Origin of the sequence: Streptomyces hamibioticus (genome assembly GCF_047946815.1) — a bacterium.
Taxonomy (GTDB): Bacteria; Actinomycetota; Actinomycetes; order Streptomycetales; family Streptomycetaceae; genus Streptomyces.
The window spans coordinates 3,318,063-3,343,129 of the sequence record NZ_JBKKQY010000001.1 but is presented as its reverse complement, the minus strand read 5'-3'; the positions used below and the strand labels follow the sequence as shown (position 1 = coordinate 3,343,129).

General features: G+C 71.5%; 28 protein-coding genes. 19 read left to right on the top strand and 9 right to left on the bottom strand.

Features of this window, described 5'->3' with window-relative positions:
* Position 1 precedes the first annotated feature (1 nt).
* The 4 genes from ACLGIH_RS15000 to ACLGIH_RS14985 all read left to right on the top strand — a co-directional run bounded on the left by ACLGIH_RS15000 (position 2) and on the right by ACLGIH_RS14985 (position 2,300).
* Complete coding sequence (locus ACLGIH_RS15000; RefSeq protein ID WP_416525748.1) at positions 2 to 283, top strand: type B 50S ribosomal protein L31; 282 nt, start codon at positions 2 to 4, stop codon at positions 281 to 283.
* Positions 280 to 1,458, top strand: coding sequence for a CobW family GTP-binding protein (locus tag ACLGIH_RS14995; RefSeq protein WP_416525747.1), 1,179 nt, complete (start codon positions 280 to 282; stop codon positions 1,456 to 1,458). Before ACLGIH_RS15000 ends, ACLGIH_RS14995 begins: the two co-directional genes overlap by 4 nt.
* 42 nt (positions 1,459 to 1,500) lie before the next feature.
* The gene (rpsR, locus tag ACLGIH_RS14990) at positions 1,501 to 1,734 is read left to right on the top strand and encodes a 30S ribosomal protein S18 (RefSeq protein ID WP_416525746.1); all 234 of its coding nucleotides are present in this window, start codon (positions 1,501 to 1,503) and stop codon (positions 1,732 to 1,734) included.
* 296 nt (positions 1,735 to 2,030) lie between these two features.
* The gene (locus ACLGIH_RS14985; RefSeq protein ID WP_416525745.1) at positions 2,031 to 2,300 is read left to right on the top strand and encodes a DUF397 domain-containing protein; all 270 of its coding nucleotides are present in this window, start codon (positions 2,031 to 2,033) and stop codon (positions 2,298 to 2,300) included.
* A gap of 141 nt (positions 2,301 to 2,441) precedes the next feature.
* On the opposite strand, the gene ACLGIH_RS14980 is transcribed toward ACLGIH_RS14985, so the two are convergent.
* Entirely contained in the window at positions 2,442 to 2,927 is a 486-nt protein-coding gene (locus tag ACLGIH_RS14980; RefSeq protein WP_416525744.1) for an ATP-binding protein, read from the bottom strand.
* A gap of 378 nt (positions 2,928 to 3,305) precedes the next feature.
* On the opposite strand from ACLGIH_RS14980, the gene ACLGIH_RS14975 reads away from it, so the two are divergent.
* The 8 genes from ACLGIH_RS14975 to ACLGIH_RS14940 all read left to right on the top strand — a co-directional run bounded on the left by ACLGIH_RS14975 (position 3,306) and on the right by ACLGIH_RS14940 (position 10,290).
* Positions 3,306 to 4,130, top strand: coding sequence for a helix-turn-helix domain-containing protein (locus ACLGIH_RS14975; RefSeq protein WP_416529389.1), 825 nt, complete (start codon positions 3,306 to 3,308; stop codon positions 4,128 to 4,130).
* 88 nt (positions 4,131 to 4,218) lie between these two features.
* Positions 4,219 to 5,679, top strand: coding sequence for an aldehyde dehydrogenase family protein (locus tag ACLGIH_RS14970; RefSeq protein ID WP_416525743.1), 1,461 nt, complete (start codon positions 4,219 to 4,221; stop codon positions 5,677 to 5,679).
* A gap of 166 nt (positions 5,680 to 5,845) precedes the next feature.
* Entirely contained in the window at positions 5,846 to 6,394 is a 549-nt protein-coding gene (locus ACLGIH_RS14965; protein WP_416525742.1) for a DinB family protein, read from the top strand.
* A 25-nt stretch (positions 6,395 to 6,419) separates the two neighbouring features.
* Positions 6,420 to 7,061 carry a PadR family transcriptional regulator gene (locus ACLGIH_RS14960; protein WP_416525741.1) on the top strand — a complete coding sequence of 214 codons (642 nt, stop codon included), beginning with the start codon at positions 6,420 to 6,422 and terminating at the stop codon, positions 7,059 to 7,061.
* Between the two features lie 89 nt (positions 7,062 to 7,150).
* Positions 7,151 to 8,110 carry an ATP-binding cassette domain-containing protein gene (locus tag ACLGIH_RS14955; RefSeq protein WP_416525740.1) on the top strand — a complete coding sequence of 320 codons (960 nt, stop codon included), beginning with the start codon at positions 7,151 to 7,153 and terminating at the stop codon, positions 8,108 to 8,110.
* The gene (locus tag ACLGIH_RS14950; RefSeq protein ID WP_416525739.1) at positions 8,107 to 8,874 is read left to right on the top strand and encodes an ABC transporter permease; all 768 of its coding nucleotides are present in this window, start codon (positions 8,107 to 8,109) and stop codon (positions 8,872 to 8,874) included. Before ACLGIH_RS14955 ends, ACLGIH_RS14950 begins: the two co-directional genes overlap by 4 nt.
* A gap of 115 nt (positions 8,875 to 8,989) precedes the next feature.
* Entirely contained in the window at positions 8,990 to 9,421 is a 432-nt protein-coding gene (locus tag ACLGIH_RS14945; RefSeq protein ID WP_416525738.1) for a PPOX class F420-dependent oxidoreductase, read from the top strand.
* 107 nt (positions 9,422 to 9,528) lie between these two features.
* Positions 9,529 to 10,290: a MerR family transcriptional regulator gene (locus tag ACLGIH_RS14940; protein ID WP_416525737.1), complete on the top strand. Its 762-nt coding sequence runs from the start codon at positions 9,529 to 9,531 to the stop codon at positions 10,288 to 10,290.
* A 16-nt stretch (positions 10,291 to 10,306) separates the two neighbouring features.
* Here the strand turns inward: ACLGIH_RS14940 and ACLGIH_RS14935 are convergent, their stop codons facing one another.
* Positions 10,307 to 10,672 carry a YbjQ family protein gene (locus tag ACLGIH_RS14935; protein ID WP_416525736.1) on the bottom strand — a complete coding sequence of 122 codons (366 nt, stop codon included), beginning with the start codon at positions 10,670 to 10,672 and terminating at the stop codon, positions 10,307 to 10,309.
* A 132-nt stretch (positions 10,673 to 10,804) separates the two neighbouring features.
* Here ACLGIH_RS14935 and ACLGIH_RS14930 point away from each other — a divergent pair, with 132 nt between their 5' ends.
* Positions 10,805 to 11,689, top strand: coding sequence for a DedA family protein (locus ACLGIH_RS14930; protein ID WP_416525735.1), 885 nt, complete (start codon positions 10,805 to 10,807; stop codon positions 11,687 to 11,689).
* Positions 11,690 to 11,754: 65 nt separating this feature from the next.
* Here the strand turns inward: ACLGIH_RS14930 and ACLGIH_RS14925 are convergent, their stop codons facing one another.
* Complete coding sequence (locus ACLGIH_RS14925) at positions 11,755 to 13,464, bottom strand: threonine/serine exporter family protein (protein WP_416525734.1); 1,710 nt, start codon at positions 13,462 to 13,464, stop codon at positions 11,755 to 11,757.
* Between the two features lie 120 nt (positions 13,465 to 13,584).
* Entirely contained in the window at positions 13,585 to 14,076 is a 492-nt protein-coding gene (locus tag ACLGIH_RS14920) for an inorganic diphosphatase (RefSeq protein WP_030422725.1), read from the bottom strand.
* Between the two features lie 79 nt (positions 14,077 to 14,155).
* Between ACLGIH_RS14920 and dacB the strand changes: the two genes are divergently transcribed.
* The 6 genes from dacB to folE all read left to right on the top strand — a co-directional run bounded on the left by dacB (position 14,156) and on the right by folE (position 21,802).
* Positions 14,156 to 15,718: a D-alanyl-D-alanine carboxypeptidase/D-alanyl-D-alanine endopeptidase gene (gene dacB, locus ACLGIH_RS14915; RefSeq protein ID WP_416525733.1), complete on the top strand. Its 1,563-nt coding sequence runs from the start codon at positions 14,156 to 14,158 to the stop codon at positions 15,716 to 15,718.
* A gap of 112 nt (positions 15,719 to 15,830) precedes the next feature.
* The gene (locus tag ACLGIH_RS14910) at positions 15,831 to 16,964 is read left to right on the top strand and encodes a zinc-dependent metalloprotease (protein ID WP_416525732.1); all 1,134 of its coding nucleotides are present in this window, start codon (positions 15,831 to 15,833) and stop codon (positions 16,962 to 16,964) included.
* A gap of 192 nt (positions 16,965 to 17,156) precedes the next feature.
* Positions 17,157 to 18,203 (top strand): tRNA lysidine(34) synthetase TilS, encoded by a 1,047-nt coding sequence (tilS, locus tag ACLGIH_RS14905; protein WP_416525731.1) that lies wholly within the window; start codon positions 17,157 to 17,159, stop codon positions 18,201 to 18,203.
* 78 nt (positions 18,204 to 18,281) lie between these two features.
* Positions 18,282 to 18,842 (top strand): hypoxanthine phosphoribosyltransferase, encoded by a 561-nt coding sequence (gene hpt / locus ACLGIH_RS14900; RefSeq protein ID WP_332884572.1) that lies wholly within the window; start codon positions 18,282 to 18,284, stop codon positions 18,840 to 18,842.
* Positions 18,843 to 19,026: 184 nt separating this feature from the next.
* The gene (ftsH, locus tag ACLGIH_RS14895) at positions 19,027 to 21,066 is read left to right on the top strand and encodes an ATP-dependent zinc metalloprotease FtsH (RefSeq protein WP_416529388.1); all 2,040 of its coding nucleotides are present in this window, start codon (positions 19,027 to 19,029) and stop codon (positions 21,064 to 21,066) included.
* A gap of 130 nt (positions 21,067 to 21,196) precedes the next feature.
* Positions 21,197 to 21,802 (top strand): GTP cyclohydrolase I FolE, encoded by a 606-nt coding sequence (folE, locus tag ACLGIH_RS14890; RefSeq protein WP_416525730.1) that lies wholly within the window; start codon positions 21,197 to 21,199, stop codon positions 21,800 to 21,802.
* A 12-nt stretch (positions 21,803 to 21,814) separates the two neighbouring features.
* On the opposite strand, the gene ACLGIH_RS14885 is transcribed toward folE, so the two are convergent.
* From ACLGIH_RS14885 to folP, 5 genes are all read right to left on the bottom strand, one after another.
* Positions 21,815 to 22,303 carry a DUF3180 domain-containing protein gene (locus ACLGIH_RS14885; protein ID WP_416525729.1) on the bottom strand — a complete coding sequence of 163 codons (489 nt, stop codon included), beginning with the start codon at positions 22,301 to 22,303 and terminating at the stop codon, positions 21,815 to 21,817.
* A 46-nt stretch (positions 22,304 to 22,349) separates the two neighbouring features.
* On the bottom strand, positions 22,350 to 22,958 hold the full coding sequence (gene folK, locus ACLGIH_RS14880; protein ID WP_416525728.1) for a 2-amino-4-hydroxy-6-hydroxymethyldihydropteridine diphosphokinase: 609 nt from the start codon (positions 22,956 to 22,958) through the stop codon (positions 22,350 to 22,352).
* A complete protein-coding gene (gene folB / locus ACLGIH_RS14875) occupies positions 22,955 to 23,314 on the bottom strand; it encodes a dihydroneopterin aldolase (RefSeq protein ID WP_416525727.1) in 360 nt (119 codons plus the stop codon). The genes folK and folB overlap by 4 nt, the downstream gene beginning before the upstream one ends.
* 280 nt (positions 23,315 to 23,594) lie before the next feature.
* The gene (locus tag ACLGIH_RS14870) at positions 23,595 to 24,098 is read right to left on the bottom strand and encodes a nuclear transport factor 2 family protein (protein WP_416525726.1); all 504 of its coding nucleotides are present in this window, start codon (positions 24,096 to 24,098) and stop codon (positions 23,595 to 23,597) included.
* The gene (gene folP / locus ACLGIH_RS14865) at positions 24,095 to 25,024 is read right to left on the bottom strand and encodes a dihydropteroate synthase (protein ID WP_416525725.1); all 930 of its coding nucleotides are present in this window, start codon (positions 25,022 to 25,024) and stop codon (positions 24,095 to 24,097) included. The genes ACLGIH_RS14870 and folP overlap by 4 nt, the downstream gene beginning before the upstream one ends.
* Between the last annotated feature and the right edge of the window lie 43 nt (positions 25,025 to 25,067).

Genomic DNA, 25,067 nt, shown 5'->3' with positions numbered 1-25,067 from the left:
CATGCGCAAGGGAATCCACCCGGCGTACGGCCCCGTCGTCTTCCGCGACCGGGCCGCGAACCACGCCTTCCTGACCCGCTCCACCATGACCAGCGACAAGACGATCGAGTGGGAGGACGGCCGCACCTACCCGGTCGTCGACGTCGAGATCTCGAACGTCAGCCATCCCTTCTACACGGGCACCGCCCGCGTCCTGGACACCGCCGGACGCGTCGAGCGCTTCGAACGCCGGTACGGGAAGCAGGGGCGGAACGGCGCGGACGGAAAGCAGGGCGGGGCGTGACCCCGCCCGGGGCCCAGCCGGCGGACCGGCCGGCGACCCTGCCGGTGGTGATCGTCGGCGGGCTGCACGCCGACGCCCGCGCGGCGGCCGTGGCCCGGCTGCTGGCGGACGTGCCCGGCAGCGTCGTCCTCCACCACGACCTGGCGACGGCCGCCGCCGGCACGGTCGTACGGACCGTCCGGGACGCCACCGGCATCCGGTCCGCCGGCGAGGCGCCCCTCGTCAACGACTGTGCCTGCTGCGCCCTGCGCGAGGACCTCGTGCCCGAGCTGGAACGGCTCGCGGACGCCGGGAGCACCCCGCTCGCCGTCGTCGAGCTGTGGGACTCCGTCGAGCCCAAGGCGATGGCCGAGGTGGTGACCGCCGGCGGCTTCACCGTCACCGGCGTGATCACCGCCGTCGATCCGGCGCTGGTGCTGCCGTACCTCGGCAACGGCGACGACCTGGCCGAGGGCGGCCTGGCCGCGGCGGCCACCGACCAGCGCACCGTCGCCGACACCTTCGCGCGGCAGCTGGAGTACGCGCCCGTCCTCGCCGTCGCCGATTCCCCGGAGGCCGACGACGAGGACCACGAGCTGCTGGCCCAGCTCCACCCGACCGCCCGCCGGGTCCCGATCGGCCACGGCGGCCCGGCGGGCTCCCCGCTGGCGGACGCCGCCCGCGCGGGATTCGACGTGGAGGCCGCCGCCGCGGCCCAGCACCCGGCGTGCGCCCTGCTGCCCGCGGACGCCGACGCGCACGGCGTCTCCACCCTGGTCTGGCGCCGGCGCCGCCCCTTCCACCCCGAGCGGCTGTACGCGGCGCTGGAGGACCTGACCTGTGCCGCGGCCCGCAGCCGGGGCCGGTTCTGGCTCGCCGACAAGCCGGACACGCTGCTGCACTGGGACGCCGCCGGCGGCGCGCTGTGCGTCGAGGGCGCGGGCCCCTGGCTGGCCGCCCTGCCCGACGCGGCCTGGGAGATGGTCCCGCCGGTACGCCGTGCCGCCGCCGCGCTGGACTGGCACCCGGTGCACGGCGACCGCTGCCAGCACCTCGTCTTCACGTCCCCCGGCCTGGACCGCGACGGACTGGAGCGGCTGCTGGAGTCCTGCCTGCTGACCGACGCCGAGTACGCCGCCGGCCGCGACGCCTGGCAGCGGCTGCCGTCCGCCTTCGACACCCTCCTGGAGGTCTGACCTCCATGCCCCGCACCGACGATCCTCCGGAGGCCTGACCCCATGCCCCGCAAGCACGACCGCAAGCCCGCCAAGCAGCGGCCCAATCCGCTGGACCAGGCCGGGGTGACGTACATCGACTACAAGGACACCGATCTGCTGCGGAAGTTCATCTCCGACCGCGGCAAGATCCGCAGCCGCCGCGTCACCCGCGTGACGTCCCAGCAGCAGCGGCAGCTGGCCCGGGCGATCAAGAACGCCCGGGAGATGGCGCTGCTGCCCTACGCCACCCGCTGACGGACGCCTCCGTCGTCCTCCCCGGCAGGGGCCCGCCGTTCGTCGGCGGGCCCCTGCTGTTGTCGCATGGTCATCGAGTCGCCGGGCAGACGCCTGGAACGACTTCGTTGACACTCGCGTCAAAGAAGGACGAGGTCCCCCGTGGAGCGGCCGTCAAAGCTGTAACCGGCGGACCACCCCTCGTGCACGTGCATCTGCCCGCGCATCTGCACATGAACAGGGTTATGATCCGGTTCAGTTGACCACTGCATCAATGGCCACACCAGTCAGTGCACACCGGCACCGGGGAGCGACCTGTGAACCACGACGTGTACGACGTTGACGACGCGTCCGGCGTGTACAACGGCATCGCGGCCACGAGGCTGCACGGAGTGGCCTGGCAGAAGAGCAGGCACAGCAACTCGCAGGGCTCCTGCGTGGAGTTCGCGCGCCTGCCGGGTGGAGACGTGGCCGTGCGCAACTCGCGTTTCCCCGACGGTCCCGCGCTCGTCTACACGCGCGCCGAGATCGAGGCGATGCTGCTGGGCGTCAAGGACGGCGAGTTCGACCACTTGATCGCGGGCTGACCGCGCTCGGCGCGCGCTCGGCGCGGACTCGGGGCGGACTCGGCGAGGCTCCGCCCGCCACCCGGCCGTCCCTCCGGGTGGTCACCAGGTCACCCTTGGTGACGCGCGTAGAAACGCGACGTGCGAAGGCGCCGCACCAGGTCATTCGGCGGCCGTCGGCCGGGGGAGCCGGAACAGCGCCCAGACGACCTTGCCGCCCAGCGTGCCGGCCATCGGGTGCCACCCCCAGCTGTCGCTGAAGGAGTCGACGAGGAACAGGCCGCGGCCCGACTCGGCGGAGAAGTCGTCCGCGTCGCGGGCGACCGGACCGTCCCGGCTCGGGTCCCGCACCGCGCACACCAGCCGCTCGGTCCAGCGCAGCAGGTGCAGCCGGACGGGCGGGTGGTCCGCCGGGCCCGGCAGGTCGGCGGGCAGCAGCGCATGCCGCAGGGCGTTGGTGACCAGCTCGGAGACGACCAGGCAGACCTCGTCGAACCGGTCGCCCACGTCCCAGCCGTCGAGTGTGCGGCGGGTGAACCGGCGTGCCTCGCGCACCGCTTCGTAGCGGGAGGGCAGGGCGCAGGAGGCGGCGTTGGACACGGCCGCGGGATCCAGCGGCGGAAGGCCCTGCCGTAACGGCTGGAGCATGGTCGATCCATTCGTCCCCATGCGAGGCACTCCCGTGAATTCGCGGTCCGTAGCGATGCGGCGCGGTGGTGCGGGACCATGGTTTCGGATGCGTACGGCAGATGCAAGGGCAGATGCACGTGCACGTGACCGAAATACCCCTGCTCGTACCGCTTGTTGGCCAATTTTTCCGTCATCTTCGCGCCTCCTCCGGGACGCTTCCCGACCGCATTCCTGGCACCCGATGCCCGAGCCTGCACGCTTTCTTTGGCCCGATTCCGTTTCCGTAACCGCACGAGTACTGCTCGAAGTGTTTTAGTGGCAGACTTCGGGCCCGGAAGACGGTTGGGGAGGCTGGCGAACGTGAGCGCGGGAGAGCCCGGATCGGTGGTGCGGCGCATGCTGCTCGGATCACAACTCAGGCGACTGCGTGAGGCACGGGGGATCACGCGCGAGGCGGCGGGCTACTCGATCCGCGCCTCCGAATCGAAGATCAGCCGGATGGAGTTGGGCCGGGTGAGCTTCAAGACCAGGGACGTCGAGGACCTGCTGACGCTGTACGGCATCACGGACGAGCAGGAGCGCGCCTCCCTGCTGTCACTGGCCAAAGAGGCCAACGTCGCGGGCTGGTGGCACAGTTACTCGGACGTGCTGCCGAGCTGGTTCCCGACCTACGTGGGCCTGGAGGGCGCCGCCTCGCTGATCCGGGTGTACGAGGTGCAGTTCGTGCACGGGCTGCTGCAGACCCCGCAGTACGCCCGCGCGGTCGTCCGGCGCGGCATGGCGGGCGCGAGCGAGGCCGACGTCGAGCGGCGGGTGGCGCTGCGCCTGGAGCGGCAGAAGTACCTCGTCGCCGAGAACGGGCCCGAGTTCCACATCGTGCTGGACGAGGCCGCGCTGCGCCGCCCGTACGGCGACCGCGACGTCATGCGCGGGCAGCTCCAGCACCTGATCGAGATGTCCGAGCGCCCCAACGTACGGCTCCAGGTGATGCCGTTCGGCTTCGGTGGGCACTCCGGCGAGAGTGGCGCGTTCACGATCCTCAGCTTCCCCGAGTCCGACCTCTCGGACGTCGTGTACCTGGAGCAGCTCACCAGCGCCCTGTACCTGGACAAGGCCGAGGACGTGGCCCAGTACGAGAAGGCGCTGAAGGAGCTCCAGCAGGACAGCCCGGGCCCGGACGAGAGCCGGGACCTTCTGCGGGGTCTCCTCCAACTCTCTTGAAACGCAAGTACGATGACGCCTGATCAGACCCCGAGGGTGACCGGCTGTCGATGTCGCCTGCCGTGGCGGCAAGGGATTGAGGGATCACATGTCGTCGTACTTCACCGACCTGGCTCAGCAGTACATCGACGGTGAGTGGCGCCAGGGCAGCGGCTCCTGGGACATCATCGACTTCAACCCGTACGACAACGAGAAGCTGGCCTCGATCACGATAGCCACGGTCGACGAGGTCGACGCCGCGTACCGGGCGGCCGAACGGGCCCAGAAGCAGTGGGCCGCGACCAACCCCTACGCCCGCCGTGCCGTGTTCGAGAAGGCGCTGCGGCTCGTCGAGGAGCGCGAGCAGGAGATCACCGAGGTGATCATCGCCGAGCTGGGCGGCACCCGGCTGAAGGCCGCCTTCGAGCTGCACCTCACCAAGGAGTTCCTGCGCGAGGCGGTCCACCTGTCGCTCAGCCCCGAGGGCCGGATCCTGCCGTCCCCGATCGACGGCAAGGAGAACCGCGTCTACCGCGTCCCGGTCGGCGTCGTGGGCGTCATCAGCCCCTTCAACTTCCCCCTCCTGCTCTCCGTGAAGTCGGTCGCCCCCGCCCTCGCCCTGGGCAACGGCGTCGTCCTCAAGCCGCACCAGAACACCCCGATCGTCGGCGGCACCCTCATCGCCAAGCTCTTCGAGGACGCGGGGCTGCCCAGCGGCCTGCTGAACGTCGTCGTCACCGACATCGCCGAGATCGGTGACGCCTTCATCGAGCACCCGGTCCCGAAGGCCATCTCCTTCACCGGCTCCGACAAGGTCGGCCGCCACGTGGCCACCGTCTGCGCCGCGAACTTCAAGCGCTCGGTGCTCGAACTGGGCGGCAACAGCGCCCTGGTGGTGCTGGACGACGCCGACGTCGACTACGCGGTCGACGCCGCGGTCTTCAGCCGGTACGTCCACCAGGGCCAGGTCTGCATGGCCGCCAACCGCGTGCTGGTCGACCGGTCGATCGCCGACGAGTTCACCGAGAAGTTCGTCGCCAAGGTCAGCGGCCTGAAGGCCGGTGACCCCGGTGACCCGGCGACGGTCATCGGCCCGGTGATCAACTCCTCGCAGGCGGAGGCGATCTCCGGCGCGGTCGAGCAAGCGCTCGCCGAGGGTGCCACCGCCCTGGTGCGCGGCGGGCGGACCGACAACCTCGTCGAGCCGTCCGTCCTGACGGGCCTGCCCGCCGATTCGCCCCTGCTGCGGCAGGAGCTGTTCGGCCCGGTCGTCTTCCTCGTCCCGTTCGACGGCGAGGAGGAGGCGGTACGCCTGGTCAACGACACCCCGTACGGGCTGAGCGGCGCCGTGCACACGGCCGACGTCGAGCGGGGCGTGAACTTCGCCAAGCGGATCGACACCGGCATGTTCCACGTGAACGACGGCACGGTCCACGACGAGCCGATCGTCCCCTTCGGCGGCGAGAAGCACTCCGGCCTCGGCCGGCTGAACGGCGAGACGATGCTGGACGCCTTCACCACGCACAAGTGGATCTCGGTGCAGCACGGCCGCAGCGGCTTCCCGTTCTAGCCGCAGCGAGCCACCATCCGCCCAGCCGCAGCGAGCCACCATCCGCCCAGCCGTAGCGAGCGGCTTTCCACCCGCCGGGCCCTTGCGGACAGAACCTGACCGCAAGGGCTCGTAACGTCATGTGTGTCAGGCAGCAGCGACCGAACCAGACGAAAGGCGGCCGGTCATGGTCACACATGTGGGAGCCGAGGCGCACGGTGACGAGCGGGGGGCGCTCCTGGCCTTCCTGGCCGAGCAGCGCGGCGGCATCCGGCGGTCGGTGCTGGGGCTCACGGACGAGCAGGCCTCCTCCCGTCCCAGCGCCAGTGAGCTGTCCCTGGGCGGGCTGATCAAGCACGTCGCCGAGGTCGAGCAGGGCTGGCTGGCCCGCGCCAAGCAGGAGCCGCCGGCCGTCCACCGGGACGAGTCGAACTGGGACGAGACCTTCCGGCTGGTCGGTGACGAGACGGTGTCCGGGCAGCTGGCGTACTGGGAGAAGGTCGCGGCCGAGACGGAGGAGTTCATCCGCGCGGTGCCGAGCCTGGACGACACCTTCCCGCTGCCGAACGACCCCTGGTTCCCGCCGGACGGGCGGGTCTCGATGCGCTGGCTGTGCCTGCACCTGATCCGCGAGACCGCCCGGCACGCCGGCCACGCCGACATCATCCGGGAGTCGCTGGACGGCGCCTCCGCCTGGGATCTGGTCGCGAAGGAGCAGGGCAGCTCCTGGGGATGACGGTCCGCGGCCTACTCTGGACCGCATGTCAGTGATCCGTCTCCTGGTGCTCGGCGCGGTGCGCCAGCACGGGCGGGCCCACGGCTACCAGGTGCGCAACGACCTGGAGTACTGGGGCGCGCACGAGTGGTCCAACGCCAAGCCCGGCTCGATCTACCACGCGTTGAAGCAGATGGCGAAGCAGGGGCTGCTGCACGAGCACGAGACCGCCCCGTCGACCGCCGGCGGCCCGCCGCGCACCGAGTACGAGATCACCGAGAAGGGCACCGAGGAGTACTTCGCGCTGCTGCGGGAGTCCCTCACCGCCTACAACCAGAAGCCGGACGTCCTCTCCGCCGGGGTGGGCCTGATGGTCGACCTGGGCCGTGCGGAGGTGCTCGCGCTGCTGGAGGAGCGGGTGCGGGCGATCCAGGAGTGGCGCAAGGACGTCACGGAGTACTACACGCCCGAGGACGGTCCCGGGCAGCTCGGCCACATCGGCGAGATCATGCACCTGTGGATCCACTCCGCGGACACCGGCGCGGAGTGGACCCGCGGTCTGATCGAGCGCATCCGGGGCGGCGCGTACACCTTCGCCGGCGAGGGGGAGCCGTTCGTCGGCGTGCTGCGCGAGGGCGAGGAGAACCCGTACGCGACGGGGGAGCGGCACCCCGAGGACGGCCGCTGAGCCCGAAGTCCGCTAATCAAGTTTGACTAATCTTGGCGGAGGGGATACCTTCGAGCGAGTAGTCAAGGTTGACTAGCGAAGGAGAATCCGTGGCCGACGCGGCGATCACCGTCGAAGGGGCACGCAAGACGTACGGGGGCAAGAGCGGCAAGGGCGGCAAGCAGGCGCTCGACGGGCTCGATCTGACGGTCGCGCGGGGCACGGTCCACGGGGTGCTGGGCCCCAACGGCGCGGGCAAGACCACGCTGGTGAGGGTCCTGTCCACACTGCTGCGGCCGGACGCCGGCCGGATCGAGGTGTCCGGCCGCGACGTGGTGCGCCAGGCGTACGAGGTGCGCATGCGCATCGGCCTGCTCGGCCAGCACGCGGCCCTCGACGAGGAACTGGGCGGCCGGCAGAACCTGCAGATGTTCGGCCGCCTCCACCACCTGGGCGTCCGCAGGGCACGCGCGCGTGCCGACGAACTTCTGGCGCGCTTCGACCTCACCGAAACCGGACGCAAACCGGTCAAGGCCTACAGCGGCGGCATGCGGCGCCGCCTGGACCTGGCCGCGTCCCTGATCACCGAACCGGAGGTGCTCTTCCTGGACGAGCCGACGACGGGCCTCGACCCGCGGGGCCGCGCCGAGGTCTGGGAGGCGGTCCGCTCCCTGGTCGGCGGCGGTACGACGGTCCTGCTCACCACGCAGTACCTGGAGGAGGCCGACCAGCTCGCCGACCGCATCTCGGTGGTCGCCGCCGGCCGGGTCATCGCCGACGGCACCGCCGACGAGCTGAAGGCGGCCACCGGCGGCGACCGCATCGACGTCGTCCTGCGCGACGCCGGCCGCCTCGGCGCCGCGGTCGCCCTGCTGCCGCTCGACGGCGTCACGGTCGACGCCGACCGCCGGCTGCTCAGCGCGCCGGTCACCGACCGGATGACGGCGCTCTCCCGGGTCGTGCGGGCCCTGGAGGAGGCCGGGATCGAGGCGGAGGACGTCGCCCTGCGCCGCCCGACACTGGACGAGGTGTTCCTGCACCTCACCGACCGCACGGAGGAGGCCGCATGAGCACCGTCACCTACGCCCTCACCGACTCCTGGACCATGACCCGGCGGGAGCTGGCCCGCTGGGGACGGCAGCCGGTCGCGGTCGTCGTCAACGTCGTCTTCCCCGTCATGCTCCTGCTGATGTTCGGCTACCTCATCGGCGGCGGCCGGGGGCTGAGCGGGGACTACGTCGACTACCTCGTCCCCGGGATGCTCGCGCTCACCATGGCCTTCGGCCTGGAGGGCACGATGATCGCCGTCACCCAGGATCTCAACAAGGGCGTCGTCGACCGCTTCCGGGCCATGCCGATGACCAACGGCGCGGTGCTGGTGGGCCGTTCGGCCGCCGACATGCTCCAGTCGGCGATCGCCCTCGTCGTGCTGTTCGGCACCGGGCTGGCGCTCGGCTGGCGTGCCCACGGCGGGCTGGGCGCCTTCCTCGGGGCCGTCGGCCTGCTGCTCCTCTTCCGGTTCGCGATGCTGTGGATCGGCATCCACCTGGCGCTGGTGGCCGGGAAGCCGGAGATGGTGCAGGCGGTGCAGATCCTGGTCTGGCCGGTCGGCTTCCTGTCCAACGCGTTCGCCACGCCCGAGTCCATGCCCGACTGGCTGGGCATGGTCGTCCAGTGGAACCCGATGTCCCACACGGCGACGGCCGTGCGGGACCTGTTCGGCGGCCCCGGCGGCGAGTCCGGGCACGTATGGCCGGCGATCGTCTGGCCGCTGGTCCTGCTGGCGGTGTTCTTCCCGCTGGCGGTACGGAGGTTCGCCCGGCTGAGCCGCTAGCCGCGCGGCGCCGCCAGGGGCCTCACGCCGGGCAGTGCGCAGCCGTCGCCGAGGGACCCGGCGACGGCTACGCTGCGGTGATCGAATACTTCCGCGAGCCGCCCGGAGTGCGCCCATGACCACCTCCTCCTTCGACCCCCGCACCCTGTTGGCGGAGAGCCGGCTCGGCGTCCTGGCGACCATCAAGGCGGACGGCCGGCCGCAGTTGTCCCCCGTCACGCCCTTCTACGACCCAGCGGAAGAGGTCATTCACGTCTCCATGACCGAGGGGCGCGCCAAGACGGCCAACCTCCGCCGCGATCCCCGCGCCACCCTGGAGGTCACCAGCCCCGACGGCGGCTCCTGGGCCGCCGCCGAGGGCATGGCGACGCTCACCGGACCGGGCACCGACCCGCACGGCCCGGAGGTCGAGGCGCTGGTGCGCTACTACCGCCTGGCCGCCGGCGAGCACCCCGACTGGGACGAGTACCGCTCGGTGATGGTCTCCGACCGCCGGGTCCTGATGACGATGACGGTCGACCACGTGTACGGCGCCAGGATCCGCTGACCGCCGGGTCCCGCAGCCGCCGGGCTCCCGCCGAGCCGCGTCGCCGGGCTTGCACGTCACGTCGCGTGAGGCGGCAGCGTGGAGTGCGCAAGAGGAAGGGAGCGGAAGTGAGCTACTCCGTGGGACAGGTGGCCGGGTTCGCCGGCGTCACGGTGCGCACCCTGCACCACTACGACGACATCGGCCTGCTCGTGCCCAGCGAGCGCAGCCACGCGGGCCACCGGCGTTACAGCGACGCCGATCTCGACCGGCTGCAGCAGGTCCTGTTCTACCGGGAACTCGGCTTCCCGCTCGACGAGGTCGCCGCCCTGCTCGACGACCCGGCCGCGGACCCGCGCGCGCACCTGCGCCGCCAGCACCGGCTGCTGACCGCCCGGATCGAGAAGCTGCAGAAGATGGCGGCGGCCGTGGAGCACGCCATGGAGGCACGGAAGATGGGCATCAACCTCACGCCCGAGGAGAAGTTCGAGGTGTTCGGGGACTTCGACCCGGACCGGTACGAGGACGAGGTGCAGGAGCGCTGGGGCGGCAGCGACGCCTACCGGCAGTCGCGGCAGCGCGCCGCGTCCTACACCAAGGAGGACTGGCTGCGCATCCAGCGCGAGGCCGACGAGATCACCCGGCGGTTCGTCGCCCTGATGGAGGCCGGCGAGCCGGCGGACTCCGGGGCGGCGATGGACGCCGCCGAGGAGCACCGCCGGTGGATCTCCCGCAACCACTACGACTGCGGACACGAGATGCACACCTGTCTGGGCGAGATGTACGTCTCGGACGAGCGGTTCACACGGAACATCGACAAGGCCGGGCCCGGTCTCGCCGCCTACCTGCGGGACGCGATCGCCGCCAACGCCGCCCGGCACTCCTCCTGAGGGGCCGTGGCCCGGCTCACTCCCGGGCCACGACCACCGCCGTCCCGTAGGCGCACACCTCGGTGCCGACGTCCGCGGCCTCCGTCACGTCGAACCGGAAGGCCAGCACGGCGTTGGCGCCACGCGCGCGTGCCTGCTCGACGAGCCGCTCCATCGCCTGGTTGCGGGTCTCGACCAGCGTCTTGGTGAGCCCGCGCAGCTCACCCCCGACCAGCGACTTCAGCCCGGCGCCGATCTGGCTCCCCAGGTGCCGGGAGCGTACGGTCAGCCCGAAGACCTCCCCGAGCACCTCCCGCACGCGGTAGCCGGGTACGTCATTCGTGGTCACGACGAGCACATCGGGTTCCGGATCCTGCCCGCCGCCGTATTCTTCGATGCCCATGGTTCCCACAGTTCCCCCGGTGGGCCCGCGGCGCACCCCGGAGGACCCGTGGAACCAGTACCACCACGGCTGCGTTGATACTTTTGGGCAGCCAGTCCCCGCCCGCTTCCCAGCAGCAGGAGCCACATTCCCGTGACCACGCTTGCGCTCGGCCCCGAGTGGCTCAGCCCGGACTACCTGATCTCGACCTTCAGCCTCCCCGGCATCCTGCTGATCGTCTTCGCCGAGTCCGGCCTCTTCGCCTTCCTGCCCGGTGACTCGCTGCTGTTCACCGCGGGCCTGTTCGTCGCCCAGGGCGAGTACATCAGCCAGCCGCTGTGGCTGGTCTGCCTCCTGATCGTGCTGGCCGCCGTCATCGGCGACCAGGTGGGCTACACGATCGGCAAGTTCTTCGGCCCGCGGATCTTCAACCGCCCCAACTCCAGACTCTTCAAGCAGGAGAACCTGGAGAAGGCCCACGAGTTCATGGAGAAGTACGGCCCCAAGGCGATCGTCCTGGCCCGCTTCGTCCCGATCGTGCGCACCTTCGCCCCCATCGTGGCGGGCGCCGGCCGCATGAAGTACCGCACCTTCCTGACGTACAACGTCATCGGCGGCATCGCCTGGGGCTCGGGCGTCACCGTCGCGGGGTACTGGCTCGGCCAGATCGAGCTCATCCGGACCAACGTCGAGGCGATCCTCGTCCTGATCGTCTTCCTCTCCGTCGTGCCGATCATCGTCGAGTACCTCCGCGAACGAGGCAAGAAGAAGCGCGCCGCGGCCGCCGGTCCCCTGTCACCGCAGCCCCAGCCCCGGCCGCAGGCGCAGCCCCAGCCGCTGTACCCGCCGCTGGACGACGCGACCACCCAGCTCCGCCGCATCGACCCGCAGCAGCCGTACGACCAGGGCTACGGCGGCCAGAACGGCCACCAGCAGCACCAGCAGCCGTACGCCCAACAGTACCCGCAGGGCTACGGGCAGCAGCAGTACGGCGGCCGGCAGGGCAGCACCCAGCACCCCTACAACCAGGGCTACTGAAACGCTGAGGGGCGCGGGGCACCCCGCGCCCCGGCGGAAGGAACCGAGTGCGCGGGCCCCCTGCGTCAGAATCCCCGCGTCCGCTTCGCCGCCCGGCGCCCCGCCGCACTCGCGGCCCCCGGCACCTTCAGGAACAACCGCGAGATCTCCGACCCGAGATTCACCCCGATGGCGATGGCCATCGCCAGCGCCACCGCCTTGGACAGCGAGACGAGCCCGCCGTCGATCTCGCTCTGCGCGATGCCCAGCAGACCGAAGTAGGTCGCCGAACCCGGCAGCAGGGGCCCGATCGCCGCGGTCGTGTACGGCAGCGCCGACGCGAACCGGTACCGGGACATCAACTGCCCGAACAGCCCCACCAGCCCCGCCGCCGCGGCCGTCGACGCCACCGGCGAGATGTCACCCGCGAGGTGCATGGCGCCGAACACGCTCCACGCCACGCCGCCGTTCAGGGTCACCGCCAGCACAGTGGATCGTTCCTGCTGGAGCAGCACGGCGAAGGCCAGCGACAGCATCATGGCCGCGCAGATCTGCACCACCGGCTGGTCGCCCGTGCCCAGCTTGTCGTCGGGATTGAGCTTCGCCCCCATCTGGACGCCGAAGTACAGCACCATCAGGACCCCGGCCACGATGCTGACGAAGAAGTACATGACCTCCAGCAGGCGTGCCGACGCGGTGATGTAGAAGCCGGTCAGACCGTCCTGCACCCCCGCCACCAGCGCCCGCCCGGGCAGCAGCGCGAACAGGCCACCGGTGATGACCGCGGACGCCTTCGCGTCGACGTGCGCCAGCGTCAGCGCGACACCGACCGCGGCCGGCGGCATCGCGGCCACCGCGAACTGGTAGAACTCCGGCAGCCCGCGCCCGGCGCACAGCCACGCCAGCCGGTCGCCCAGCATGGCGCCGATCATCGCCGCGAGGAACACCGTCGGACCACCGCCGACGAGCACCGAGGCCGAGCCCGCGAGCAGCCCGGTCGCCGTGGTCAGCACCCACGTGGGGTACGGGTGCCGGTTGCGCCGGATCTCCGCCAGCCGCCGGTAGGCCTCCTCCAGGGAGATGTGCGTCTCCGGGTCGCTGAGGTCGTCCACCAGCTGGAACACGGCCGCCAGCCGCGTGTAGTCGGTGCCCCGGCGGCGTACCGTCCGCGACGCCGTCACCGGGTCCTCCACCAGCGACGGCTGGTGCGAGATCGACAGCAGGGTGAAGGTGACGTTCGGCTCGCAGCGGTCCAGACCGTAGGAGCGGCAGACGGCGAACATCGCCGCCTCCACGTCCTCGGCGCCCTCGCCGCCCGCCAGCAGCAGCTCGCCGATACGCAGCGTCAGGTCGAGCACGCGCGGCACGGCCGGGCCGGTCTCGTCCTCGTGCCGCGGTTCCTTCTCCGGCGCGGGACGGTCGGCCACCGGCATGCGCAGCATCGCCCGCATCCGGTCCTGCCAGGGCACGTCCTTGGCCAGCGGCACCGCCGGTACGCCGGCCGGCGGGGTGAAGGCCGGCGGGGCGCTGCGCGCCCGGTAGGTCCTGGGCGGGTTGAACGCCGACCCCTCGGGCTCGGCATGCGGCGCGTGCGGAGCGTCCATCCCCTGCGGCAGCGCGAACTCCGAGGTGATCTCGGACTCGGTGTCCGCGCGGGGGACGGCCAGCCCCTGCGGGATGGCGAACTCGGATGTCGTCGACGATTCGCCGTCGATCGATGCCGCGGTCCCGGCCGGCTGCCGGAAGGCACTCCTGGCCTCGTCCGACTGCGGCTTGCGGTCCTCCGCGTCCGTCACGTGCGTTGCGCTCCCTACCTCGAACAAACCCTCCTGTAGCCCTCAGTATGCGCACCCAAACGCGGACGGGCCGCACGCGTGCGCGTGCGGCCCGTCGGACGGTGCGAGACGGGTGGGGGCTCAGTGACCGCCCTGCTCCTCGAACCGCTTGTAGGAGCGCTCGATCTCGGCCTCCGCGTCCGTGCGGCCCACCCAGTTGGCGCCCTCGACCGACTTGCCGGGCTCCAGGTCCTTGTAGACCTCGAAGAAGTGCTGGATCTCCAGGCGGTCGAACTCCGAGACGTGGTGGATGTCACGCAGGTGCTCCACACGCGGGTCCGTCGACGGCACGCACAGCAGCTTGTCGTCGCCGCCGGCCTCGTCGGTCATGCGGAACATGCCGATCGCGCGGCAGCGGATCAGGCAGCCCGGGAACGTCGGCTCGTCCAGGATGACCAGCGCGTCCAGCGGGTCGCCGTCCTCGCCGAGGGTGTTCTCGACGAAGCCGTAGTCGGTCGGGTAGGCGGTCGAGGTGAAGAGCCGACGGTCCAGGCGGATCCGACCCGTCTCGTGGTCCACCTCGTACTTGTTCCGCGAACCCTTCGGGATCTCGATCGTGACGTCGAACTCCACCGGACGCTCCTCCATGATCAGCACATAGTTCTGGTGGTTAAGTGTCCCTCACGCAGGTGGGTGATCGCGAAAGGGGCTGGTGGTCGTGCCCAAGCTGAGGCCGTGGCGGTCCGCGAGACCGCGCCTGGTGCGCGCCGCGGGCGCCGTACGTCCGCGTCTGGCACGCGCCGCGCGGGCCGCCGATCCGCGGGTCGCGCGGCTCGCCCGGACCGCGAGGCCGAAGACCTGGCAGTACACCGCGGGCGCCGCCACCGCCGGGCTGGCGCTGGCCGCCGGTGTGGTGACCGCCGTGGGCCCCTGGGACTCCACGGGTCAGCGTACGGCCGAGCGGGACCGGGCCGTTGCCCTGGAGACCATGGGTGGCACAGATCACGGTCACGGACCCGGCGGCTCCGGTACGACCTCGGGCGCGCCCCGGCCCGCGCCCAGCGCCGCGTCCGTCCTGACCGGCCTCGACGCCACCGGACCGGCGCCGCGCGGACCGGCCCTCGCCGACGCCCTGGACCCCCTCCTGAAGGACCCGGCCCTCGGCACCCGTCACGCGGCGTCGGTCGTCGACCTCGCCACGGGCCGGCGCCTGTACGGCACGGGCGTCGGCGCCTCCCTCACCCCCGCCTCCACCACCAAGATCGCCACCGCCGCCGCGGCGCTGACCGCCCTCGGCCCCGACCACCGCCTCACCACCCGCACCGCCCTCGAACCCGACACCGGCGAACTCGTCCTGGTCGGCGGCGGCGACCCCACCCTCACCGCCCGCCCCGACGGCGGGGGAGGCCTCGCGAGCCTGCGCACCCTCGCCGACCGGACCGCCACCGCACTGAAGAAGCGCGACGTACGCGAGGTGACGCTGTCCTACGACACCACCCTCTACGCCGGCGACGCGATGCACCCGATCGGGGTCAACGGCAACCTCGCCGAGGTCACCGCCCTGATGACCGACGAGGCCCGCACCGACGGCTCCACCCGGGGCCCGGTGCCGCGCGTGGCCGACCCGGCCGCCGACGCCGCCCGCACCTTCGCCGGCCTCCTGGCCGACCACGGCATCACGGCGACGCCGCCCGGCCCCTCCAAGGCGACGAACCGCGCCGGCACCCTCGCCACCGTCTCCTCGCCCCCGCTGTCCGCCCTGGTCGAGCGGATGCTGACCAACAGCGACAACGACATCGCCGAGGCCCTCGCCCGCCACACGGCACTGGCCACCGGGAAACGCGCGGACTTCGCCGGTGCCTCCGCCGCGATCGAGGCCCGCCTCGGGCAGCTCGGCGTCCCCCTCACCGGCGTCGAGGTGCGCGACGGCAGCGGCCTGGACCGCACCGGCCGCCTCACCGCCGACGCCCTCACCACCCTGCTCGTCACGGCGGCCGACCCGGACCATCCCGAACTCCGGTCCGTCCTCACCGGCCTCCCGGTCGCCGGCTTCACCGGCACGCTGACCAGCCGCTACACCGACGGCGCGGCCGGCCTCGTACGCGCCAAGACCGGCACCCTGACCGGGGTCAACACCCTGTCCGGCACGGTGGTCACCCGGGACGGCCACGCCCTGGCCTTCGCCTTCCTGGCCTCGGACACGGCGAACACGGCAACGGCCCAGTCGACCCTGGACAGGCTGGCGACGACCCTGGCCGACTGCGGCTGCGGCTGACCGCACCCCCGCCCCGCCGTGGGCGAGGCGCCGGGCGCCGGCTCGACGGGCGGCAGCCTCCCCCGGCCCGCACAGCCTGCCCCCGACCGCAGCGCTCACGTACGGTTGACGCATGACGAGCATCGGTGGTGCTGCATCTTCCGGGATGGTCGACTGGAACCTCGCGGTCGCGACCGCGACCCGCCTGGTACGGCCGGGCCCCGAGGTGAGCCGCGACGAGGCCCGCGCCGTCGTCGCGGAACTTCGCCGGCATGCCAAGGCCTCGGAGGAACACGTCCGGGGCTTCACCCGTATGGTCTCCGACGAGGTCGACGACACCCCCGTCCTCGTCGTCGACCGCCCGGGTTGGGTCCGGGCCAACGTCGCCGGCTTCCGCGAACTGCTCAAACCGCTGCTCGACAAGATGCAGCAGCGCCGCGGCAGCACTCCCGGCGGAGCCGTCCTCGGCGCCGTCGGCGGCAAGGTCACCGGCGTCGAGCTGGGCATGCTGCTGTCGTTCCTGTCCTCCCGCGTCCTCGGCCAGTACGAGACCTTCGCCCCGGCCACCCGCGAACTCCCGGCCGGCCAGAACGGCGGCGGCCGGCTCCTGCTCGTCGCCCCCAACATCGTCCACGTCGAGCGGGAACTGGACGTCGAGCCCCACGACTTCCGCCTGTGGGTGTGCCTGCACGAGGAGACGCACCGCACGCAGTTCACCGCGGTGCCCTGGCTGCGGGACCACCTCCAGGGCGAAATCCAGTCGTTCCTAGCGGAGACCGACGTCGACCCGATGACCGTCCTGGAGCGCGTCCGCGAGGCCGCCCAGGCGCTGGCCGGCGGCCGGCCCGAGGGCGAGGAGGACGACGGCGGCCGGTCCCTGGTCGAGCTGGTGCAGAGCCCCGCCCAGCGGGAGATCCTCGGCCGCCTCACGGCCGTGATGTCGCTGCTGGAGGGCCACGCCGACTTCGTCATGGACGGCGTCGGACCCGATGTCGTACCGACCGTGGGCGAGATCCGCGAGAAGTTCCAGCAGCGCCGCGCCAAGGGCGCCTCCCGGCTCGACCTCGCCCTGCGCAAACTGCTCGGCCTGGACGCCAAGCTCCGGCAGTACCGGGACGGCGAGCGGTTCGTCCGCGCGGTCGTCGACCAGGTCGGCATGGACGGCTTCAACCGCGTGTGGACCTCCCCGAACACCCTCCCCACCAAGACGGAGATCGCCAAACCGGCGGACTGGATCGCGCGGGTGCATCGCAGGCCCGAGGGGTGAACCGGGGCGGGAAGGGCGTGAAACGGATCCGGCCGTCGGCAGGCGAACGCCCCTCCAATCACCCGTCCGAGGGACCGTGAGCCCCCGGCAGGCGTGCAATGCTCGGGGAACGGCCCGTTTCTGTCACCATCTACACACTCTGCGTGACCGACACGGGTTCACCCCCCGAAAACATCCTGAAGGGCACCGGACATGGGTCCCCATCCTGCGGTCGCGGCGATACGCCTGGCGGTCCGCCGCGTCCTCCACGACATCCTCACCGAACTGCACACCACGGCCGGCGTCCCCGCCGGGACGGCCGCCGAGCGCGTACCCGACCGGCCGCCGCCGCCGATCGTGCTCGTGGCGTGCTCCGGCGGCGCCGACTCCATGGCGCTCGCCTCCGCCCTGGCCTTCGAGGCGCCCCGGCTCGGCGTCCGGGCCGGCGGCATCACCGTCGACCACGGTCTCCAGCCCGGCTCCGACCTGCGCGCCGAGGAGGTCGTCCTGCGGCTGCGCGAGCTCGGTCTGGACCCCGTCGAGTCCACCGCCGTGACCGTCGGCCGGGGCGCCGGCCCCGAGGCCGCCGCGCGCGACGCCCGCTACGCCGCCCTCGACGCCGCCGCCGAACGCCACGGCGCCGCCGCCGTACTGCTCGGCCACACCCGCGACGACCAGGCCGAGACCGTCCTGCTGGGGCTCGCCCGCGGCTCCGGCATCCGCTCCCTGTCGGGCATGGCCGCGGTCTCGGGGGCCGGCGGCCGTTACCGGCGCCCCTTCCTCCAGCTCGACCGGCAGACCGCCCGCAAGGCCTGCATGGTCCAGTCCCTGCCCGTCTGGGACGACCCCCACAACGCCGACCCGGCCTACACCCGCTCCCGGCTGCGCCACGAAGGCCTGCCGGCCCTCGAGAAGGCCCTCGGCAAGGGCGTCGTCGAGGCCCTCGCCCGGACGGCCCAGCTCTCCCGCGACGACGCCGACGCCCTCGACACCTGGGCCCGCCAGGCCGAGGCCGGCGTCCGCGACGCCGCGGGCGGGCTGGAGTGCGGCAAGCTCTACGCCCTGCCCTCGGCCGTACGCCGCCGGATCCTGCGCCGCGCCGCCATCGAGGCCGGTGCCCCGGCCGGTTCGCTGTTCGCCCGTCACATCGAGGAAGTCGACCGGCTGATCACCGGCTGGCGCGGCCAGAAGGCCATCAACCTCCCCGGCAGAGTCGTCGCCCACCGGCAGGGTGGCAGACTGGTGATTCGGCAAGGCTGAATCCGACCCCCCACCGGCCCGCCGGCGCGGGCCGTGGACGGTGCGGATACGGGCCGAAGAGCGGGACGACCGAAAGTGATGCGGGTGGACGCGAAAGACATGGGTGCCGACCTCCAGCAGGTGCTCATCACCAAGGAAGAGATCGACGCGAAGCTGGCCGAGCTGGCCGCGAAGATCGACGCGGAGTACGCGGGCAAGGACCTGCTCATCGTCGGCGTCCTCAAGGGCGCGGTGATGGTCATGGCCGACCTGGCCCGGGCGCTGTCCACCCCGGTCACGATGGACTGGATGGCCGTGTCCTCCTACGGCGCGGGCACCCAGTCCTCCGGCGTCGTGCGGATCCTGAAGGACCTCGACACCGACATCAAGGGCAAGCACGTCCTGATCGTCGAGGACATCATCGACTCCGGCCTGACCCTGTCCTGGCTGCTGTCCAACCTCGGCTCGCGCGAGCCCGCCTCCCTCAAGGTGTGCACGCTGCTGCGCAAGCCGGACGCCGCGAAGGTGGCCATCGACGTGGAGTGGGTCGGATTCGACATCCCCAACGAGTTCGTCGTCGGCTACGGCCTCGACTACGCCGAGAAGTACCGCAACCTCCCGTTCGTGGGTACGCTCGCGCCCCACGTGTACGGCGGCTGAACGCCACCGGAGCGGTTTCGGGCGGTGATCGGGAACCCTGGCGGGTCCCGCGCCGTTGGAGCATGCAGACGGGATTGCCAGACGTCCTGTGCGGCTTCGGGCGACCAGGCTGGGGTACCGTCGGAAGAACTGTCTTATCAAACTCACTATGGCAGGAGGGACGGGGCGGCACCGCTCCGTGTGGATGGACGTGAAGCGATACTTCCGTGGGCCGGTCATGTGGATCGTGCTGGCCGTCCTTGCCGTGGTCGTGTTGATGCAGGTCGTCGGTTCGTCCGGCGGCTACAAGACGGTGGACACAGGCCAGGTCGTCCAGGCGATCAACCAGAACCAGGTCGAGTCGGCCAAGCTGACCACCGGCGATGAGCAGACCATCAAGGTCCAGCTCAAGGACGGCGAAAAGATCGAGGACAGCTCGAAGATCCAGGCGAGCTATATCGGCGACCAAGGCGTGGACATCGCCAACACGCTGCAGAACAAATACCAGGACAAGCAGATCCCGGACGGCTACACGGTCTCGCCGTCCAAGCAGAACCCGTTCGTCGGCATCCTGCTCTCCCTGCTGCCCTTCGTCCTGATCGTGGTCGTCTTCCTGTTCCTGATGAATCAGATGCAGGGCGGCGGCAGCCGGGTGATGAACTTCGGCAAGTCCAAGGCCAAGCTCATCACCAAGGACACCCCGAAGACGACGTTCTCCGACGTCGCCGGGTCGGACGAGGCGGTCGAGGAACTCCACGAGATCAAGGAGTTCCTGCAGGAACCGGCGAAGTTCCAGGCAGTCGGCGCCAAGATCCCCAAGGGCGTCCTGCTCTACGGGCCTCCCGGCACCGGCAAGACCCTGCTCGCGCGTGCCGTCGCGGGCGAGGCGGGCGTCCCGTTCTACTCGATCTCCGGTTCCGACTTCGTCGAGATGTTCGTCGGTGTCGGTGCCTCCCGGGTCCGTGACCTGTTCGAGCAGGCGAAGGCCAACGCCCCGGCGATCGTCTTCGTCGACGAGATCGACGCGGTCGGCCGCCACCGCGGCGCCGGCCTCGGCGGCGGTCACGACGAGCGCGAGCAGACCCTGAACCAGCTGCTCGTCGAGATGGACGGCTTCGACGTCAAGGGCGGCGTGATCCTCATCGCCGCGACGAACCGGCCCGACATCCTCGACCCGGCGCTGCTGCGCCCCGGCCGCTTCGACCGGCAGATCGCCGTCGACCGCCCGGACATGCAGGGCCGTCTGGAGATCCTCAAGGTCCACCAGAAGGGCAAGCCGGTGGCGCCCGACGTCGACCTGTCGGCCGTCGCCCGCCGTACGCCCGGCATGACCGGTGCCGATCTCGCCAACGTGCTGAACGAGGCCGCCCTGCTGACGGCCCGCAGCGACCAGAAGCTGATCGACAACCACATGCTGGACGAGGCGATCGACCGCGTGGTGGCGGGCCCGCAGAAGCGGACCCGGATCATGTCGGACAAGGAGAAGAAGATCACCGCGTACCACGAGGGCGGGCACGCCCTGGTCGCGGCGGCCTCACCGAACTCCGATCCGGTCCACAAGATCACCATCCTGTCCAGAGGCCGGGCCCTCGGCTACACGATGGTGCTCCCGGACGAGGACAAGTACTCGACCACGCGCAACGAGATGCTCGACCAGCTCGCCTACATGCTGGGCGGCCGGGCGGCCGAGGAACTGGTCTTCCACGACCCGACCACGGGTGCCGCCAACGACATCGAGAAGGCCACCGGCCTGGCGCGGGCGATGGTCACCCAGTACGGCATGACCGAGCGGCTCGGCGCCATCAAGTTCGGCGGCGACAACAGCGAGCCGTTCCTCGGCCGTGAGATGTCCCACCAGCGCGACTACTCGGAAGAGGTCGCCGCGCTGGTCGACGAAGAGGTCAAGAAGCTCATCGAGACCGCGCACAACGAGGCGTGGGAGATCCTGGTCGAGAACCGCGACGTCCTCGACAACCTGGTCCTGGCCCTCCTGGAGAAGGAGACCCTGGGCAAGGAGGAGATCGCCGAGATCTTCGCCCCGATCGTCAAGCGCCCGCCCCGGCCCGCCTGGACCGGTTCCTCGCGGCGCACGCCGTCGACCCGCCCGCCGGTGCTCTCCCCCAAGGAGCTGGCACTGACCAACGGAGCGAACGGCGCGACACCGGCCATCAGCACCGCCAAGAGCACCACGACGGAGCCCGCCCCGGCACCGGAGCGGGCCCCGGAGGACCGTCCCGAGAGCTGACCGGCTCTCCCGGCGGCCCCACCAGGGCCGGAATGTATGCCGTGCCCCCCTTGGTTCTAGCCTGGGGGGCACGGCATTTTCCGTTGTGCCGTGTGCCGCAGGCACGACAGTGACAGGAACGAGGCACCAGATGACCGACCCCGTGACGCTGGACGGCGAGGGCCAGATCGGCGAGTTCGACGAGAAGCGGGCCGAGAACGCCGTACGCGAACTGCTGATCGCGGTCGGCGAGGACCCGGACCGCGAGGGCCTGCGCGAGACGCCGGCGCGGGTGGCGCGGGCGTACAAGGAGATATTCGCGGGGCTGTGGCAGCAGCCCGAGGACGTGCTGACGACGACGTTCGACATCGGGCACGACGAGATGGTGCTCGTGCGGGACATCGAGGTGTACTCGACCTGTGAGCACCATCTGGTTCCGTTCCGGGGCGTCGCTCACGTCGGCTACATCCCGTCCACCAGCGGCAAGATCACCGGACTGTCCAAGCTCGCCCGCCTGGTGGACGTCTACGCCCGCCGCCCGCAGGTGCAGGAACGTCTCACCACGCAGATCGCCGACTCCCTGATGGAGATCCTGGAGCCGCGCGGTGTGATCGTCGTGGTGGAGTGCGAGCACATGTGCATGTCGATGCGCGGCATCCGCAAGCCCGGCGCCAAGACGCTGACCTCCGCCGTCCGCGGCCAGCTGCGGGACGTGGCGACCCGCAACGAGGCGATGAGCCTCATCATGGCGCGCTGAGGCCGCCGGACGTCACGCCGGCGAGGCCGCGCCCGGGTGGTCGTCGTCCTCGTCCTCCGGGAGCTTGCAGACGCGCTCCAGGAAGATGGCGGCCGCTATGACGGCGATGGCCGCCAGGACCGAGAAACCGGCGTAGACGGCCTGGTCGCGGCGGGCGGGAATGTCGAGGAACTCCAGCAGGAAGACGCCCGTGCCGCCGTACATGCCGGCGACAAGGGCGGCCACCAGGGCGCTGGCCTGGCCGAAGACCACCGCGCGGGCGGCCATCAGCGGATCGACGCCCTTCGCTTCCGGGCGGCGCTCCCGCTGAGCCTTGAGGCGGGCCCGCAGGGAGAGCGCCGTGGCCAGGAGGATCGCGGCGATCGCGGCCAGCACGATGGGGGCGGCCAGGGGGATGCTGGGCAGGGTCCCGATCGAGTTCCACAGACGGGCGCCCGCCCAGGACAGGATCCCGGCCACGACGAAGACGCCGACCAGCACCCTGATGCGCAGCTCTTTCACGGTGTCCCTTCGCCTTCCCCCCGGTTCGGTCTCTCGACCTTAACGGCTACTCGGGCAGCCGGAGTTCCAGGTCGCCGCGGGCCGCGACGCCCTCGCGGGGTACGCCGCCCAGAAGATCGGCGACCGGGCCGCGGCCGGGCAGCTGGGCCTCGGGCTCCAGGTCGTGCCAGGGGGCGAGGACGAAGGCGCGTTCGTGGGCGCGCGGGTGGGGCAGGGTGAGCTGCGGGTCGTCGGAGACGACGTCGGCGTAGGCGACGATGTCGACGTCCAGGGTCCGGGCGCCCCAGCGCTCGTCCCGGACGCGGTGGAAGGCCTCCTCCACCGCGTGCGCCCGCTCCAGGAGGGAGGACGGGGGGAGGGTGGTCTTCAGGACCACGACCGCGTTGAAGTACGACGGCTGGGTGCCGGGCTCGACGCCCCAGGGCTCGGTCTCGTAGACCGGGGAGACGCCCTTGATGCGCAGGCCCGGGGTGTCCTCCAGGGCGTCGATGGCGCCCTGGAGGGTCTCCAGGCGGTTGCCCAGGTTGGAGCCGAGGGAGATCACGGCGCGTTTGGGGTTGGACAGCGTGGTGTCGGCGGCGTCGACCTTCTCCACGACGGAGGCGGGTACCGGCTGTACGGTCGGGTCGGTGGGACCCTTGGTGAAGGCAGTCATACTCGGCTCCGGGTGATGGTGACGGTCACGTCGTCGAAGGGGACGGTGATCGGGGCGTCCGGCTTGTGGACGCACACCTCGACCTCCTCGACCCCGTCGTGCTTCAGACAGACCTGGGCGATGCGCTCGGCGAGCGTCTCGACGAGGTTGACGGGCTCGCCCTCGACGACGGCCACGACCTCCTCCGCCACGATGCCGTAGTGCACGGTCTTCGCCAGGTCGTCGTCGGCCGCGGCCGGCCGGGTGTCCAGGCCAAGGACGAGATCCACGAGGAAGGTCTGGCCCTCCTCGCGCTCCTTGGGGAACACACCGTGGTGCCCGCGGGCCTTCAGGCCGCGCAGCGCGACACGATCCACGCGAATCACTCCTGCAGTCGTCGGTCTCGGCCGGGTACCGCGTGCGGGCGGCACACCGGCCTGGAGTCGAATCTACCCGCGGGCACCGACAGGGCCGGGCCTCGGGGGCGCGCGACCCGGCGGGCGCCGGCGGATTTCACCGCGCGTTTCCCCTGGCGAACCCGGCGGCTCACGGGTTGGTGGCGGCTCTTACCCGCCGGTGGGTGATTCCAACCACTTCTCGGTACCTGTGGGGTCCCCGGGGCGTCCCCGCGGGGGTCCATGCCCGTCGTCTACCCCGTCAGGAGGGTGCTTCCCCGCTCTCCTCGTCGTCTTCTTCCGCCAGGACGGGCGAGCCGTGGTGCGACCAGAGTTTCCAGCCGGAGGGCGTGCGCCGGAACACGTTGGTGGCGACCACGAGCTGCCCGACGAGCGGCCCCAGTTCGTCGCCGTCGGCAGGGGCCGGCCCGCCGCTGAGGATGTTCTCGGTGCAGGTCACCAGGGCGGTGTCGCCGGTGACGGAGACGTGCACGTCGGTCAGGAAGAACTGGATGTAGTCCGTGTTCGCCATGATCAGCGCGTACGACCTGAGCACCTCGCCGCGGCCGGTGAGGACCGGCCAGCCCGGGTGCACGCAGGAGATCACGCCGGTGTCCGCCGGGTCGTGGTACGTCTCGTCGACGCCCAGGTCGGACGGGGTGAGCCAGAGCGCGGACAGCGCTTCGAAGTCGCCCTGCTCCACCGCCTCGTAGAAGGCGGTGTTGGCCGCCTCGACCTGTTCGACGTCCGTGTGGGGGGCGCTCACCGGGCTGCTTCCGAGCCCTGGCCCGCCGTACGCGCCTCTTCGGCCGTACGCGCGTCCTCGGCCGTGCGCGCCCCTTCGATGGCGCGTGCGACCCGCACGGCGTCAGCCGTCGCGCGGACCTCGTGCACGCGCACCGCCCAGGCGCCGGCGTGCGCCGCGAGCGCGGAGACGGCGGCGGTGGCCGCGTCGCGCTCGCGCGCGGGCGGCGGGGCACCCTCCGGCCCGGCCAGCACCCGGCCGAGGAACCGCTTGCGGGAGGCGGCGACGAGCAGCGGGTGGCCGAGGCCGAGGAGCCGGTCGAGGTGGGCCAGGAGGCCGAGGTCGTGCTCGGCGTCCTTGGAGAAGCCGAGCCCGGGGTCGACGACGACGCGGTCGGGGGCGATGCCGCCCTCCAGAACGGCCTCCACGCGTGCGCGCAGCTCGTCGACGACCTCGGTGACCACGTCGTCGTAGACGCCCCGGACGTTGCCGCCCGCCAGGAAGCCGCGCCAGTGCATGACGACGAAGGGGGAGCCGGCGTCGGCGACGACCGGGATCATCCGGGGATCGGCGAGTCCGCCGCTGACGTCGTTGACCAGGGCGGCCCCCGCCGCCAGGGCCTGCTCGGCGACGCCGGAGCGCATGGTGTCGACGGAGACCGTGACGCCCTCGGAGGCCAGGCCGCGCACGACGGGGACCACACGCCGCAGCTCCTCCTCCTCGTCGACGCGGGTCGCGCCGGGGCGGGTCGACTCGCCGCCGACGTCGACCAGGTCCGCGCCCTCGGCGACCAGGCCGAGGCCGTGCTTGATCGCGGCCGTCGTGTCGAACCAGTGGCCGCCGTCGGAGAAGGAGTCGGGGGTGACGTTCACGACCCCCATGACCGCGCAGCGGTCCCATGCGGTGAGTCCCGCCACGTGGCGGCGGCGGCCGGTCTGCTTGCTCATGTGTTCAGCGTAGGCCCCACCGGTCCCCGCCCTCCCGCGCGGG

Excerpts from the sequence above, each read along its gene's own strand:
- folE (WP_416525730.1), top strand. The coding sequence starts at position 21,197 with ATGACCGACCCCGTGACGCTGGACGGCGAGGGCCAGATCGGCGAGTTC.
- ACLGIH_RS14980 (WP_416525744.1), bottom strand. The coding sequence starts at position 2,927 with ATGCTCCAGCCGTTACGGCAGGGCCTTCCGCCGCTGGATCCCGCGGCC.
- ACLGIH_RS14970 (WP_416525743.1), top strand. The coding sequence starts at position 4,219 with ATGTCGTCGTACTTCACCGACCTGGCTCAGCAGTACATCGACGGTGAG.
- ACLGIH_RS14975 (WP_416529389.1), top strand. The coding sequence starts at position 3,306 with ATGCTGCTCGGATCACAACTCAGGCGACTGCGTGAGGCACGGGGGATC.
- ftsH (WP_416529388.1), top strand. The coding sequence starts at position 19,027 with ATGGACGTGAAGCGATACTTCCGTGGGCCGGTCATGTGGATCGTGCTG.
- ACLGIH_RS14960 (WP_416525741.1), top strand. The coding sequence starts at position 6,420 with ATGTCAGTGATCCGTCTCCTGGTGCTCGGCGCGGTGCGCCAGCACGGG.
- ACLGIH_RS15000 (WP_416525748.1), top strand. The coding sequence starts at position 2 with ATGCGCAAGGGAATCCACCCGGCGTACGGCCCCGTCGTCTTCCGCGAC.
- ACLGIH_RS14965 (WP_416525742.1), top strand. The coding sequence starts at position 5,846 with ATGGTCACACATGTGGGAGCCGAGGCGCACGGTGACGAGCGGGGGGCG.
- hpt (WP_332884572.1), top strand. The coding sequence starts at position 18,282 with ATGCGGGTGGACGCGAAAGACATGGGTGCCGACCTCCAGCAGGTGCTC.
- folP (WP_416525725.1), bottom strand. The coding sequence starts at position 25,024 with ATGAGCAAGCAGACCGGCCGCCGCCGCCACGTGGCGGGACTCACCGCA.
- ACLGIH_RS14945 (WP_416525738.1), top strand. The coding sequence starts at position 8,990 with ATGACCACCTCCTCCTTCGACCCCCGCACCCTGTTGGCGGAGAGCCGG.
- tilS (WP_416525731.1), top strand. The coding sequence starts at position 17,157 with ATGGGTCCCCATCCTGCGGTCGCGGCGATACGCCTGGCGGTCCGCCGC.
- folK (WP_416525728.1), bottom strand. The coding sequence starts at position 22,958 with ATGACTGCCTTCACCAAGGGTCCCACCGACCCGACCGTACAGCCGGTA.
- ACLGIH_RS14935 (WP_416525736.1), bottom strand. The coding sequence starts at position 10,672 with ATGGGCATCGAAGAATACGGCGGCGGGCAGGATCCGGAACCCGATGTG.
- ACLGIH_RS14910 (WP_416525732.1), top strand. The coding sequence starts at position 15,831 with ATGACGAGCATCGGTGGTGCTGCATCTTCCGGGATGGTCGACTGGAAC.
- ACLGIH_RS14950 (WP_416525739.1), top strand. The coding sequence starts at position 8,107 with ATGAGCACCGTCACCTACGCCCTCACCGACTCCTGGACCATGACCCGG.
- rpsR (WP_416525746.1), top strand. The coding sequence starts at position 1,501 with ATGCCCCGCAAGCACGACCGCAAGCCCGCCAAGCAGCGGCCCAATCCG.